General features: G+C 33.1%; 16 protein-coding genes. All 16 read left to right on the plus strand.

Going from position 1 to position 13,483, the window contains the following annotated elements; all coding sequences use genetic code 11:
* The first annotated feature begins 82 nt into the window (after positions 1–82).
* The 16 genes from OEW74_RS12210 (at position 83) to OEW74_RS12285 (ending at position 13,363) form a co-directional block, all read left to right on the plus strand.
* Entirely contained in the window at positions 83–451 is a 369-nt protein-coding gene (locus tag OEW74_RS12210; protein WP_265428756.1) for a hypothetical protein, read from the plus strand.
* A gap of 86 nt (positions 452–537) precedes the next feature.
* On the plus strand, positions 538–1,614 hold the full coding sequence (gene atpB, locus OEW74_RS12215; protein WP_265428757.1) for a F0F1 ATP synthase subunit A: 1,077 nt from the start codon (positions 538–540) through the stop codon (positions 1,612–1,614).
* A gap of 42 nt (positions 1,615–1,656) precedes the next feature.
* The gene (gene atpE, locus OEW74_RS12220) at positions 1,657–1,866 is read left to right on the plus strand and encodes an ATP synthase F0 subunit C (protein ID WP_034675836.1); all 210 of its coding nucleotides are present in this window, start codon (positions 1,657–1,659) and stop codon (positions 1,864–1,866) included.
* Positions 1,867–1,950: 84 nt separating this feature from the next.
* Positions 1,951–2,445: a F0F1 ATP synthase subunit B gene (locus tag OEW74_RS12225; RefSeq protein WP_265428758.1), complete on the plus strand. Its 495-nt coding sequence runs from the start codon at positions 1,951–1,953 to the stop codon at positions 2,443–2,445.
* Positions 2,446–2,447: 2 nt separating this feature from the next.
* Complete coding sequence (atpH, locus tag OEW74_RS12230) at positions 2,448–2,987, plus strand: ATP synthase F1 subunit delta (protein ID WP_265428759.1); 540 nt, start codon at positions 2,448–2,450, stop codon at positions 2,985–2,987.
* 16 nt (positions 2,988–3,003) lie between these two features.
* Complete coding sequence (gene atpA, locus OEW74_RS12235) at positions 3,004–4,581, plus strand: F0F1 ATP synthase subunit alpha (protein ID WP_265428760.1); 1,578 nt, start codon at positions 3,004–3,006, stop codon at positions 4,579–4,581.
* Positions 4,582–4,666: 85 nt separating this feature from the next.
* A complete protein-coding gene (gene atpG / locus OEW74_RS12240) occupies positions 4,667–5,536 on the plus strand; it encodes an ATP synthase F1 subunit gamma (RefSeq protein ID WP_265428761.1) in 870 nt (289 codons plus the stop codon).
* Between the two features lie 96 nt (positions 5,537–5,632).
* Positions 5,633–6,988, plus strand: a complete 1,356-nt coding sequence (locus OEW74_RS12245; protein ID WP_265428762.1) for a hemolysin family protein — start codon at positions 5,633–5,635, stop codon at positions 6,986–6,988.
* A gap of 3 nt (positions 6,989–6,991) precedes the next feature.
* Positions 6,992–7,297, plus strand: a complete 306-nt coding sequence (locus OEW74_RS12250; protein ID WP_265428763.1) for an ATP-dependent Clp protease adaptor ClpS — start codon at positions 6,992–6,994, stop codon at positions 7,295–7,297.
* Between the two features lie 156 nt (positions 7,298–7,453).
* Positions 7,454–8,068: a uridine kinase gene (gene udk, locus OEW74_RS12255; protein WP_265428764.1), complete on the plus strand. Its 615-nt coding sequence runs from the start codon at positions 7,454–7,456 to the stop codon at positions 8,066–8,068.
* Between the two features lie 4 nt (positions 8,069–8,072).
* A complete protein-coding gene (locus OEW74_RS12260; RefSeq protein WP_265428765.1) occupies positions 8,073–8,429 on the plus strand; it encodes an FtsB family cell division protein in 357 nt (118 codons plus the stop codon).
* A gap of 106 nt (positions 8,430–8,535) precedes the next feature.
* Positions 8,536–9,699, plus strand: a complete 1,164-nt coding sequence (locus OEW74_RS12265) for a methylmalonyl-CoA mutase family protein (protein WP_265428766.1) — start codon at positions 8,536–8,538, stop codon at positions 9,697–9,699.
* A gap of 75 nt (positions 9,700–9,774) precedes the next feature.
* Positions 9,775–10,158, plus strand: coding sequence for a GxxExxY protein (locus OEW74_RS12270; RefSeq protein WP_265428767.1), 384 nt, complete (start codon positions 9,775–9,777; stop codon positions 10,156–10,158).
* A 124-nt stretch (positions 10,159–10,282) separates the two neighbouring features.
* On the plus strand, positions 10,283–11,431 hold the full coding sequence (locus tag OEW74_RS12275; RefSeq protein ID WP_265428768.1) for a class I SAM-dependent methyltransferase: 1,149 nt from the start codon (positions 10,283–10,285) through the stop codon (positions 11,429–11,431).
* Between the two features lie 134 nt (positions 11,432–11,565).
* Complete coding sequence (locus OEW74_RS12280) at positions 11,566–11,835, plus strand: hypothetical protein (protein ID WP_265428769.1); 270 nt, start codon at positions 11,566–11,568, stop codon at positions 11,833–11,835.
* A 145-nt stretch (positions 11,836–11,980) separates the two neighbouring features.
* On the plus strand, positions 11,981–13,363 hold the full coding sequence (locus tag OEW74_RS12285; protein WP_265428770.1) for a dipeptidase: 1,383 nt from the start codon (positions 11,981–11,983) through the stop codon (positions 13,361–13,363).
* Positions 13,364–13,483: the final 120 nt, after the last annotated feature.

The raw sequence follows: 13,483 nt of genomic DNA on the forward strand, positions 1-13,483 counted from the left end.
AATTTTGGTTCTCAATGACCTGTGAAATGTCATTTCTATATTATTAAAATGATATTGATAAATTTTGGTAGTTTTGCAACCAATGGAAAAGTTTTTAGTTGTTTTAAAAGGATTAGGATTGTTTTTAGTTTTGTCGGCATTATTATTTATCGCACAGTGGCAACTGGCAGAAAATAATGTAGTGATACTCTCGTATAAAATTCACATTCTGATGTTTTTTATTACGCTAATCTGTTTATTAACGATTTTAGTAGTTTTTGCCTTAGAAAAAAAGAACGTAATAGGGTTTATTTTTCTTGGTTTTGTGGTTTTTAAATTTTTCGCAATGGGCTATATTGCTGTGTTTCAGAAAGATTTTAGGCTAAATATTGTGCCTTACTTCATTCTGTACTGGGTTTACCTTTTAATAGAAGTAGTTTTTGTTTTAAAATTAGTTAAAAAACAAGACTAATATCATGTAATATAAAATTGAAGAATTGCTAAAAATCGAATAAAAATTTATATTTTTGCAAAAATTTTAGAAATAAAAGTCTAGTCATGAGTTTTAAAAAACTGTTAATCGCCCTTTATCTTTTTGTCTTCTGCTTCTCTTTTGCAGAAACACACGAAGGTACTGCGGAAGCTGCAAAGGATGAAAAGTACAATCCGGTTCCATTTATTATGCACCATATTCAGGATGCACACAATTGGCATCTTTGGGGTGAAGGTCACAATTCTGTAGGAATTTCTTTACCTGTAATTCTTTGGGATAATGGTTTGAAAGTGTTTAGTTCTGAAAAATTCGGACATGAAGAAGAAAAAGTTGCTGAAGTAGATGGTAATTTCTACAAAGTACACCACAACAAAATTTATTCAACAGATGCTAACGGAACTTTGGATATGCACGATGGGCATCCAACAAACAATGAGCCTTTAGATTTCTCTATTACTAAAGTAGTTGCTCAGATGATTTTGGCTGCTATTATTATTTTATTGATTGGTTTTGCTGCGGCATCAAGTTATAAAAAATCTCAGGTTCCTTCAGGGATCGCAAAATTCATCGAGCCGATCGTGGTTTTTGTAAGAGACGATATTGCTTTACAAAACATCGGTTCTGTAAGATATAGAAAATATGTACCTTATTTAGTTACTCTATTCTTATTTATCTGGGTTCTTAATATTTTAGGATTACTTCCTGGAGCCGCAAATACGACGGGTAACATTGCATTTACAATGGTTCTTGCAGTATTTACTTTATTAATTGTAAACTTAAGCGGTAGAAAAACATATTGGATGCACATGTTTGATCCATTGGGAAGTAACATGCCTTTCGCTGGAAAAATCTTGGTATACATTATATTAGTACCGGTAGAATTATTAGGAATTATTACTAAACCTTTTGCATTGATGATTCGTCTTTTTGCGAACATGACTGCAGGACACATCATCATCATGAGTTTGATCTCTTTGATCTTCATCATGAAAACATATATGATTACTCCGGTATCATTAGGTTTATCATTATTCATTTATGTATTGGAAGTATTGGTAGCGGCTTTACAGGCTTATATCTTTACGATGTTGACAGCATTATTCATCGGGTCGGCTGTAGAAGAGCCTCACCACGATCATTAATTGGAAATTAAAATATAAAACAACTTTTTAAATTATAATATTATGACAGGTAGTATCGCAGCAATCGGAGCTGGTTTAGCAGTTCTAGGTGTAGGATTAGGTATTGGTAAAATTGGTGGTAGCGCAATGGAAGGTATTGCAAGACAACCAGAGCAATCAGGAAAAATCCAAACTGCAATGATTATCGCAGCAGCTCTTATCGAGGGTGCTGGTCTATTCGGTATCGTAGTAGCGTTACTAGGAAACGGATAGTAAACAAACAGAATTCTACAAACGGTTGGTTTGTAGAATTCTTTTAAAAAAGTTAAAACAAATTAAAAAAATAATTGATATAAAATGGAATTATTAACTCCTTCAATTGGTAACATATTCTGGACAGCAGTAGTATTTTTATTATTGGTAGTTCTTCTTAAAGCTTTTGCTTGGAAACCAATTCTTTCTGCAGTAAAAACCAGAGAAGACAACATTCAGGATGCTCTTAATCAGGCTAAATTGGCTAAAAAAGAAATGGAAACTCTAAAAGCGGATAATGAAAGAATTATGCGTGAGGCTAAAATCGAAAGAGATGCTATCTTAAAAGAAGCCAGAGAAATTAAAGACAGAATCGTAGCTGAAGCTAAAGATGCTGCTAAGTCTGAAGGAGATAAATTAATCGAAGCAGCAAAACAAACCATCAATGCTGAGAAAAATGCTGCTATGGCAGATATCAAATCTCAAATTGGAATTTTGTCTGTAAATATCGCAGAATCTATCTTGAAGCAAAAGCTTGAAAACAGCGAAGCTCAAAATGAGTTGGTTCAGAATTATTTAAACAAATCAAATCTTAACTAAGAATGCTTACATCTAAAGTAGCTAAAAGATACGCACAGGGTTTACTGGATTTCACAAACGAATCCGGACAAACCGACGCTGTTTTTGCTGAAATGAAAGATGTGGTGAAGCTAATGTCTGAATCTAAAGATTTGAACAAATTTTTCATGACACCTTACATAGATTCAAATAAAAAAACTGAGGTAGCAAACGAAATTTTCAAAAGCTTTTCACCAGTTTCTCAGAATTTGATTAGATTAATCATCAAAAACGGAAGAGAAAGTCAGCTTAAAAATGTAGCACAGCAATTCATCAATAAAGTTGAAGATATCAATGGTATCCAAAGAATTACCTTGACGACTGCTACACAGCTTTCTAACGAAAATATTGAGCAGATTTTAAGATCTACCAACCTTGTTAACCAAACAGCAACTTTTGATCTTAATGTAAATGTAAAACCTGAAATTTTAGGAGGTTACATTTTAAGAGTGGGAGATCAGCAGGTAGATGCATCTGTAAAATCAAAATTGAATAAGATTAAAAAAGACTTTCAGTTAAATTAAGAAAAACAACCATATAATGGCAGAAATAAATCCGGCAGAAGTATCTGCGATCTTAAAACAGCAATTGGCCAACTTCGATACTCAATCAAACGTTGAGGAAGTAGGTACAGTTTTAACCATCGGTGATGGTATCGCTCGTGTGTACGGGTTAGAACACGTACAATACGGTGAGTTGGTGAAATTTTCAAGTGATGTAGAAGGTATCGTACTAAACTTAGAAGAAGACAACGTAGGGGTTGCTCTTTTAGGAGAAAGTAAATTGGTAAGAGAAGGTGACACCGTAAAAAGAACAAACAGAATCTCTTCTATTAAAGTAGGAGAAGGTATGTTAGGTAGAGTAGTTGATACTTTGGGTAACCCAATCGATGGTAAAGGTCCTATTACTGGAGATTTATACGAAATGCCATTAGAAAGAAAAGCTCCGGGTGTTATCTACAGACAGCCTGTAACTGAGCCTTTACAAACAGGTATTGTTGCAATCGACTCTATGATCCCTGTAGGAAGAGGTCAGAGAGAGCTTATCATTGGTGACAGACAGACAGGTAAAACTACTGTTGCGATTGATACGATCATCAACCAAAAAGAATTTTTTGATGCAGGAAATCCTGTATATTGTATATATGTTGCAATCGGGCAGAAAGCTTCTACAGTAGCTCAGATTGTAAAAACTTTATCAGATAAAGGTGCTTTAGCTTATACAGTAATTGTTGCAGCTAATGCTTCAGATCCGGTTCCTATGCAGGTTTATTCTGCAATGGCAGGTGCTTCTATCGGTGAATTCTTCAGAGACACTGGTAGACCGGCTTTGATCATTTATGATGATTTATCTAAACAAGCGGTAGCTTACCGTGAGCTTTCTCTACTATTGAGAAGACCACCGGGACGTGAGGCTTATCCTGGAGACGTTTTCTATCTTCACTCAAGATTATTGGAAAGAGCTGCAAAAGTAATCGCTGATGATACTATTGCAAGCCAAATGAATGATCTACCTGAGTCTTTAAAGCCTTTAGTAAAAGGTGGTGGTTCATTAACTGCACTTCCGATTATTGAAACTCAGGCGGGTGACGTTTCTGCGTATATCCCAACCAACGTAATCTCTATTACTGACGGACAGATTTTCTTGGAATCTGACTTATTCAACTCAGGGGTTCGTCCGGCAATCAACGTAGGTATTTCTGTATCTCGTGTTGGAGGTAATGCTCAGATTAAATCAATGAAAAAAGTTTCTGGTACTCTTAAATTAGACCAGGCTCAGTATAAAGAATTAGAAGCGTTTGCTAAATTCGGTTCTGATCTTGATGCTTCTACTTTAGCAGTTATCTCTAAAGGAGAAAGAAACGTAGAGTTGTTGAAGCAGCCAGTAAACTCTCCACTTCCTGTAGATAGCCAAGTTGCTATGATCTATGCAGGTACAGAGAATTTAATGAGAAACGTTCCTATCAAGAAAGTAAAAGAATTCCAACACGAATATATCGAGTTCCTAAGATCTAAGCACCCTGAAACTATGGCTGCTCTTAAATCTGGAAAAATCGATAACGATATTACAGGTGTTCTTAAGCAAGTTGCTACAGATTTAGCTTCAAAATATAACTAAAAATTAGTTGATGGTTTTTGGTTGATAGTTGACAGAATTTTCTAAAACTAGCAACCAACAACCGACAACCAACAACTAACCCAATATGGCAAACTTAAAAGAAATACGAGGAAGAATCAGTTCAATTTCATCTACGATGCAAATTACACGTGCTATGAAAATGGTTTCCGCTGCGAAACTAAAAAAAGCACAAGATGCCATCGTAATGTTGAGACCTTATTCTGAAAAACTTCAGGAGATCATCCAGAATGTAAATTCTAGTTCAGATCCTGATCAGGTTTCTGTTTACGCTCAGAAAAGAGAAGTAAAAAAAGTACTATTTATTGCTGTAACTTCAAACAGAGGTTTGGCAGGTGCTTTCAACTCATCTGTTGTAAAAGAACTAAACCACCAGTTTCAGAACAATGCTCAGTACGAAGTTGAAGTTCTTACCATTGGTAAAAAAGTTTATGATGCTGTAAGAAAAAACCGTGCAGTGTTTTCTAACGAAAGCGCAATTTTTGATAATCTTAATTTTGATAAAGTAGCAAACATTACAGAAAGTGTAATGACTAGCTTTCTTGAAGGTAAATTTGATGAAGTTTATTTAATTTACAATAAATTTATCAACGCGGCAACTCAGGAAGTAATTACAGAACAACTTCTTCCAATTTCAATGGCTGAAACTGAAAAAGAAGAAGGTCAGGCTGAAACTGATTATATCTTTGAACCTAACAGAAATGAGATTTTGGATAACTTAATTCCTAAATCTATTAAAACTCAGGTTTTCAAAGCAGTTTTAGATTCTGTAGCTTCAGAACACGGTGCGAGAATGACGGCAATGCACAAAGCAACCGACAACGCACAGGCTCTGAAAAACGACTTGGTTATTTTCTACAACAAAGCAAGACAAGCTGCCATTACAAACGAGATCTTAGAAATCGTTTCAGGAGCAGAAGCTTTGAAAAATTCGTAATAAAATATTCAAAAAATATGAAAGCACCGATACCTTCGGTGCTTTTTTTGTTATTATTATTTTGTATATCTTTGCATAAATAATTATAATTTCTAAATGGACTCGGACATAGTCAGGCTTTTGCTAGCCTTGTTTCTTGTATTACTTAATGGCTTTTTCGTAGCCGCAGAATTTTCAATTGTTAAAGTTCGTTACTCTCAAATTCAGCTTAAAGCTGCCGATGGCGATTCTATGGCAAAACAAGCGGAGCATATTATCAAACATCTTGATGAATATCTTTCTGCTACACAGCTTGGTATTACCTTAGCGTCTCTTGCTTTAGGTTGGGTGGGCGAAAGTGCAATGCACCACGTTATTGACAATCTATTTCATTCCTTAAATATAAATCTTGCCGAATCTACTGTTACAACGGTTTCTTTGGTTTTAAGCTTTCTGATTATCACAGTAATGCATATTGTTTTTGGTGAATTAATACCGAAATCGATTGCCATTAGAAAAGCAGAATCAACGACGATGGCAACTGCAGTTCCGTTGAGAGTTTTTTATACTGTTTTCAAACCATTTATCTGGTTGATGAACCTGATGTCTAACGGATTTTTAAGATTAATAAAAATTCATCCGGCTTCTGAGCAGGAAATTCACTCTACGGAAGAACTTCAGCTTTTGGTAAAACAATCTGCCGATAGCGGTGAAATTGAAGAAGAAAACTACGAGATCATTAAAAACGCATTTGATTTTACCGATCATTCGGCAAAACAAATCATGGTTCCGAGACAAAATATTCTTTCTATTGATTTTGCAGATGATCTGAATGTAATTATTGATAAAATTATCGAAAGCGGATATTCAAGAATTCCTGTTTATGAAAACTCTATCGACAATATTATTGGAGTTTTTTATACAAAAGAAATCATCAGAGAATTCGTTAAAAGAAAAGGGAACCTTAATCATGAAGATTTAAAAAATCTTATGGGAGAAGCTTTCTTTGTGGTTGGAAGTAAGAAAATTTCAGATTTATTAAAACTTTTTCAACAGAAAAAACGACATTTGGCTATTGTAATTGATGAATTTGGGGGAACCGAAGGAATTATTACCTTAGAAGATATTCTGGAAGAATTGGTAGGCGAAATTCAGGATGAGGAAGATGATGAAGAAAAACTGGTTGATAAAATTGCTGAAAATACGTATTGGGTAAAAGCAACACAGCCTTTAGATGAAATAAACGAGTCTTTACCTAAAAAACTACCTCTTTCTGAAGAAAGTGAGTACAATACATTAGCCGGATTTATTTTGCATGCTTTGGAAGATATTCCGGAAGAAAACCAGGAATTTGATTTGGAAAATTATCATTTCAAGATCTTGAAAATGAATAATAAGAGCGTCGAAATGGTTGAGCTAATATATGCTGAACCCAATATAGTAGACGATATTTTAGATAAATTAGACGTTTAAACAATGATTTTTTATAACAGCATAAAAGATTATGAAGATCCGAAAAGACAGTACGAAGAAGAAGTTCTGGTTTTGGATGATATTGATGAAGTATATAAACTGATTCTGCATAATGACGATATTCATACTTTTGACGATGTAATTGAAGCATTGATTCAGATTTGTAAACACGACCCGATACAGGCAGAGCAATGCACCATGTTGGTTCATTTTAAAGGCAAATGCACCGTAAAAACAGGTCCAATGGATATTTTGAAACCTATGCATGAAAAATTAATTGCAAGAAGCTTAACAAGCGAAATCGTATAAAAACAGGCTTCGACATTTATGTCGGAGTTTTTTGTTTAATTAATTTTGATTATCAAAAATTACAATCTTTTTTCAATCTAAAAAAACATCCAGCTTCAGACTTCAAACTTCCATCATAAATACTATCTTTGTAAAAACTCTAAAGAAATAAATAGAATGCTTGTAATAGGAATTGCCGGAGGTACAGGATCGGGCAAAACTACCGTTGTTGATAAGATTATTCAACAGCTTGATATTGAGGGAATGAACATTCTTTCTCAAGATAATTATTATAATGATAATCATAATCTTACGCTTACAGAAAGAGAAGCTTTGAATTACGATCACCCAAAATCCATCGATTTTGATTTATTGATTCAGCATGTAAAAGCTTTGAAAAACAACGAAACAATCGAGCAGCCTCTTTATAGTTTTGTAACGCACGGGAGAACGGGAGATCATGTAACCGTTGAACCTAAAAATGTTTTGGTCGTTGAAGGAATTCTGGTTTTAACCAATAAAGAATTGCTTAAAGAATTTGATTTAAAAGTATTCGTTCACGCAGATTCAGACGAAAGATTGATCAGGAGGATCAAAAGAGATACCCAAGAAAGAGGAAGAGATCTGAACGAGGTTTTACACCGTTATCAGACTACTTTGAAGCCAATGCATCAGGAATTTATTGAGCCTTCAAAAAACGAGGCCGATTTAATTATTCCAAACATGAGACAGAATTCTGTCGCAATTGATTTTTTAACGACAGTTATCAAAAATTCATTAAGAAAACACTAAGAAAATGGCAGAAAAAGAACTTATTAAAGACATCAAACCAAAATCGGAAACCTTTAAATTTTTTCAGAATTATGTTTTAAACAAATATGTTCTGACGATTTTTTTGTTTCTGGTGTGGATGATTTTCTTTGATAAAACTTCTTTTTTGGTTATCCATGAGCTTAATGGCGAGATTAATAAGTACGAAGAACAGCTCGATTATTACAAATCGGAATATGAAAAGAACGATAAATTCTACAAAAAACTGATGAATAATAAATCTGAGAAAGAAAAATACGCCAGAGAAAATTATTTTATGAAAAAGCCCAACGAAGAGATTTTTATCCTCGTTGTAGACAGCGCAAATATTGCTAAAAAATAAATTTTAAAGTGAACTGTGAATTGTCAATTAGCTTCGCTATCAATTTTTTTTTAAATTAATCTGCGAATCAAATTGCTCATTACCCATTACCAATTACTCATCATTTATGTCAAATACTGAAACTTTCTCAAGCTGGGAAAATCTTGTTAAAAAACAGCTTAAAACGGAAGATATCTACACGATCCTGAAAAAAGAAAATTTAGAAGGAATTGATGTAAAACCTTTTTATAATTCTGTAGAAAAACCAATGGTAAACCTTCCGAAAGTAGAAGAAAGTACTCATTTGGTAGCAACATATCACGAAAGTCTTGAAGATGATGTTTTTGCATTTTTATTGAACGAAAATGTAGAAAATCTTGTTGGGAAAACTGTTTTTGTTAACAATAAAGATTTAGCAGAACATATCAGTCCGCAAGATGAAGATCAATATTTCTCTCTGATTGATGTTTTTGATGAGCAAAACGCAGAAATTAATGATCAGCTGGTAAAAGAGCTTCTGGCAAAAGATTTTAAAAGAAATATTTGTGTAGATATTTCGCTTCATCAAAATGCCGGAGCTGCAATTTATCAGCAATTAGGAATTGCCTTGGCTAAAACGAAAGAATTAATTGAAATTTACGGAGCAGAAATCATCAATAAGCTGATTTTCAGGATTGCTGTCGGAGGAAACTATTTCTTTGAAATGGCTAAAATCCGTGCTTTTAAATTGGTTTTTAATCAATTGTCAAAAGAGTATGATTTAAATGATATTCCATACATTTTTGCTGAAACTTCGCTTAGAAATAAATCAATTTCAGATAATGAAAATAATCTGATTCGCTCGACTTTAGAATTGGCTTCTGCCATGATTGGTGGAGCAGATGCGGTTTATAGCAACAATTATCTTGTTGAGAAAAGCACTGAAAATTCAGAAGAAATTTCGTTTAAACAACAGATTGTTTTGGCTTACGAAAGTATCATTAATGTCTTTGAAGACGCATCCAACGGAAGTTATTATATTGAAGATATTACCAACCAGATTGCTGATAAATCCTGGACTTTCTTTGTTGAAATTGAAGAAAAAGGAGGTTATCTGGAACTTTTAAAAGAAGGAATTATCCAGAAAAACATTTACGATCACGCTGTTGAAGAACAAAAGTGGGTGGAAGAAGGTAAAATAAAACTGATTGGCGTTAATTTATACCCCAAATTAGAACTAAAAAAATCTATTGAGGAATTATATAACCAAAATGAATTAAAAGCCGTTCGTTGGGCTGAAATGTTTGAGTAATTTCCCACAGATTACACAGATTTTCACAGATGATTGTGGATATTCTGTAGGCTTAAACTATAAAACACAAATGCGATGAAAGAAAATGAGATAAGTTTTTATATCAGAAAAGCTATATTTTCGGTGTATAACGAACTTGGTCCTGGACTTTTGGAGAAAGTTTATGAGAAAGTTTTAATGTATGAACTCGAAAGCTATGGTTTGAAGGTTGTAAATCAAGTTCCTGTATCGATTAAATTTAAAGATATATTTATTGACTCCAGCTTTATTGCAGATATTATTGTTGAAGATAAAGTTATCATTGAAATTAAATCTATAAGTGAAATAACCAATGTTCATCATAAACAGTTATTAACTTATTTAAGGCTAACAGGCTTGAAATTAGGAATTTTAGTTAATTTCAATACTGATTATATTGATAAAAGTATTTTCAGAAAAATAAATGGAAGTTTAGACTAGAATTTTTTCCATCGATTATATGAATTTTCATAAATAATTACATGATTTTTATTCAGTAAATGCCTTTTATAAAATAAACATCTGTGAAAATCCGTGAAATCTGTGGGGGTAAAAAACAAAATTTGTGGAAATAAAAATCATAAATCCAGACATTCAAAACTACATCAATGCAAATCTCACCACAGATCTGCATTCTTTATTATTAAAAAAATCTCCATTTCCTGAAATTTCGATGCAGGAAATCGTTCAGCAGATTAAAGGAAAACAAGTTGCGAAGAAAAAATTTCCATTTCTTTTACAAGACGGAATTATTTTCCCGCCACAACTCAATCTCGAACAGTCTTCTTCAGAAAAAACAGCTCATTATAAATCAGAAATTTTAAAAGGAAAGAAATTTATCGATTTAACGAGCGGTTTTGGAATTGATGCTTATTATTTATCTAAAAATTTTGAAGAAATTACTTTAGTTGAACAAAATAAAGAGCTTTTAGATATTGTAAAGCATAATTGGAGTGTTTTAGATAAGAAAGCAAGCTTCATCAACTTAAAACTGGAAGATTTCCTTATTGAAAACAAAGAAAATTTTGATGTAATTTATCTTGATCCGGCTCGGAGAGATCAAAATAAAAATAAAGTTTTTCTGCTTGAAGATCTTTCGCCCAATATTTTAGAAATTCAGGATCAATTGCTGTCTATTTCGGAAGAAGTAATTATAAAACTGTCGCCTTTAATTGATTTAAAATATCTGATTTCGGTTTTAAAAAACATTTCTAAAATTGAAATAATCGCCGTTAAAAATGATGTAAAAGAGATTGTGGTTTTTCTTTCTAAAAATTATTCAGGAGAAATAATTTGTAAATGTATCAATCTTGAAAGCGATGAAAAAGATTTTAGTTTTGAAATAAATGCTGAAAAACATTCAGAAGCAGAATATTCAGAACCTGAGAAATTTATTTATATTCCGAATAATACCATTCTCAAAGCAGGAATTTTTAATTTGATTTCAGAACATTTTAAGCTTAAAAAACTTCATCCAAACACCCATTTGTATACTTCAGATATTAAAATTGATGATTTCCCCGGAAGGATTTTAGAAATGGAAGTCGTTGATTCAAAACAAATTAAAAAGAAAGAACAGTTTAATTTGATTTCTAAAAATTATCCGTTAAAACCTGAAGAAATCAAGAAAAAATATCAGTTGAAAGATGGCGGAAATCAATATCTTATTTTTACACAATCCAAAAAAGGTAAAATAATATTAAAATCAGTCTAAAAATGTTGCCGAAAAATGCAATATTTCTTACTTTTGGGCAATTAAAAATTATAGAAGAAGTCGCAAAGATTGTTTGAGCAACAAACATTGATCAATAAAGTGATTTCATTAGATTTAAAAATAAATATCTGCATATGAAAAAATTAGTTATATGTTTAGCTCTTGCAACGGTAGCGGTAAGCTGTAAAAAAATCCAGGCTGGAGGAAATAAGAATATGATCAAAATGGAAGAAGGTACAGAAAGGTATTCTGATGATCCTCAAGGTGTTTCAGAAGGTCATGGAACTGCTCACGAAGTTGCGCCCGCTCATGCAGAACCAACTAAAGAAGCTCACGGAACTGAAGCTCCAAAAACTGATTCTACAGCTGCAAAGAAAGAAGAGCCTGCAAAAGCAGAGCACTAATTTTTTGAAAATAAAATATATAAATCCTGCTTTTTTGCAGGATTTTTTTGTTGAAAGAAGATTAAATTTTTTCAAAAGAAATTAACGTCAATTTGTTTGCTGTGGCAGTACAATTTTTTTTAATTTTAACAAAATTTAATTTACAATGCAAGAAACATTAAATTACATCAACGAAAACAAACAACGTTTCGTAGATGAATTGTTTGAGTTACTTAGAATTCCTTCTATTTCTGCCGATCCGGCTTACAGCAACGACGTTTTAAAATGTGCTGAAGTTTGCGCAGAACACCTTAAAAATGCAGGAGCAGACAATGTTGAAATATGTAAAACTAAAGGTTATCCTATTGTTTTCGGTGAAAAATTAATTGATGCAAATCTTCCGACGGTTTTGGTGTATGGTCATTACGATGTACAGCCTGCCGATCCTTTAGAATTATGGAAAAAGCCACCTTTTGAGCCTTATATTGAGAAAACTGATCTTCACCCTGAAGGAGCGATTTTCGCAAGAGGTTCTGCAGATGATAAAGGGCAGTTTTTTATGCAGGTGAAAGCATTTGAAGCGATGATGAAAACCAATTCTCTGCCTTGTAATGTGAAATTTATTTTGGAAGGCGAGGAAGAAGTAGGTTCTGTAAGCTTAGGTGACTGGGTAAATGAGAATAAAGAAAAGCTTTCTTGTGATTGCATATTGATTTCAGATACGCATATTTACAGCAACGAGCAACCGACAGTTACAACTGGTTTAAGAGGTTTAAGCTATGTAGAAGTTGAAATTGAAGGACCAAACAGAGATTTACATTCCGGGCTTTATGGTGGTGCAGTTCCAAATCCTATTCACGTGCTTTCAAGAATGATTGCCAAATTAATTGATGAGGACGGACAAATCACGATTGATGGTTTTTATGATAATGTAGAAACTGTTTCTGATGAAGAAAGAGCTGAAATGAATAAGTTGAAAGATAACCCTGCAGAATTTAAAAAATCAATTGGTTTAAATGATGTAGAAGGTGAAAAAGAGTATACGACTTTAGAGAGAACTTCTATCCGTCCAACATTAGATTGCAACGGAATTTGGGGCGGTTACACAGGTGAAGGTGCAAAAACGGTAATTCCGTCTAAAGCTTCAGCTAAAATCTCAATGCGTTTGGTGCCTTATCAAACTCCTGAAGAAATTACAGAAAAGTTTACAAAATATTTCGAAAAAATAGCTCCCGCCAATGTAAGAGTAAAAGTTACCCCACATCACGGGGGCATGCCTTACGTTTTACCAACAGATACTAAAGAATATTTGGCGGCTAAAAATGCAATGCAAACAGCTTTCGGAAAAGAGGTTCTTCCATACAGAGGAGGGGGAAGTATTCCTATTACATCAATGTTTGAGCAGGTTTTAGGAGCTAAATCTGTCTTGATGGGATTTGGTTTAGATTCCGATGCGATACATTCTCCAAACGAGCATTACGGATTGTTTAATTTCTATAAAGGAATTGAGAGTATCCCAATGTTTTTTGAGAATTATTCGAAGTCTTAAAACGTGAATTAATTTATTAAATAATAATCCTTGAGAAGTTTTTCTTGAGGATTATTTAATTTTAATAAAAAAATTATCATAGATATGTGAACTTTTTTTATATTTACGGAATTATTAAAA

The organism is Chryseobacterium sp. YIM B08800 (genome assembly GCF_026163565.1).
GTDB lineage: Bacteria > Bacteroidota > Bacteroidia > Flavobacteriales > Weeksellaceae > Chryseobacterium.

Bases quoted from the DNA above. Each gene is read 5' to 3' on its own strand.
- OEW74_RS12250 (WP_265428763.1), top strand. From the start codon at position 6,992: ATGATTTTTTATAACAGCATAAAAGATTATGAAGATCCGAAAAGACAG.
- OEW74_RS12280 (WP_265428769.1), top strand. From the start codon at position 11,566: ATGAAAAAATTAGTTATATGTTTAGCTCTTGCAACGGTAGCGGTAAGC.
- atpH (WP_265428759.1), top strand. From the start codon at position 2,448: ATGCTTACATCTAAAGTAGCTAAAAGATACGCACAGGGTTTACTGGAT.
- OEW74_RS12225 (WP_265428758.1), top strand. From the start codon at position 1,951: ATGGAATTATTAACTCCTTCAATTGGTAACATATTCTGGACAGCAGTA.
- atpA (WP_265428760.1), top strand. From the start codon at position 3,004: ATGGCAGAAATAAATCCGGCAGAAGTATCTGCGATCTTAAAACAGCAA.
- atpB (WP_265428757.1), top strand. From the start codon at position 538: ATGAGTTTTAAAAAACTGTTAATCGCCCTTTATCTTTTTGTCTTCTGC.
- OEW74_RS12245 (WP_265428762.1), top strand. From the start codon at position 5,633: ATGGACTCGGACATAGTCAGGCTTTTGCTAGCCTTGTTTCTTGTATTA.
- OEW74_RS12265 (WP_265428766.1), top strand. From the start codon at position 8,536: ATGTCAAATACTGAAACTTTCTCAAGCTGGGAAAATCTTGTTAAAAAA.
- atpE (WP_034675836.1), top strand. From the start codon at position 1,657: ATGACAGGTAGTATCGCAGCAATCGGAGCTGGTTTAGCAGTTCTAGGT.
- atpG (WP_265428761.1), top strand. From the start codon at position 4,667: ATGGCAAACTTAAAAGAAATACGAGGAAGAATCAGTTCAATTTCATCT.
- OEW74_RS12285 (WP_265428770.1), top strand. From the start codon at position 11,981: ATGCAAGAAACATTAAATTACATCAACGAAAACAAACAACGTTTCGTA.
- OEW74_RS12260 (WP_265428765.1), top strand. From the start codon at position 8,073: ATGGCAGAAAAAGAACTTATTAAAGACATCAAACCAAAATCGGAAACC.
- udk (WP_265428764.1), top strand. From the start codon at position 7,454: ATGCTTGTAATAGGAATTGCCGGAGGTACAGGATCGGGCAAAACTACC.
- OEW74_RS12210 (WP_265428756.1), top strand. From the start codon at position 83: ATGGAAAAGTTTTTAGTTGTTTTAAAAGGATTAGGATTGTTTTTAGTT.
- OEW74_RS12270 (WP_265428767.1), top strand. From the start codon at position 9,775: ATGAAAGAAAATGAGATAAGTTTTTATATCAGAAAAGCTATATTTTCG.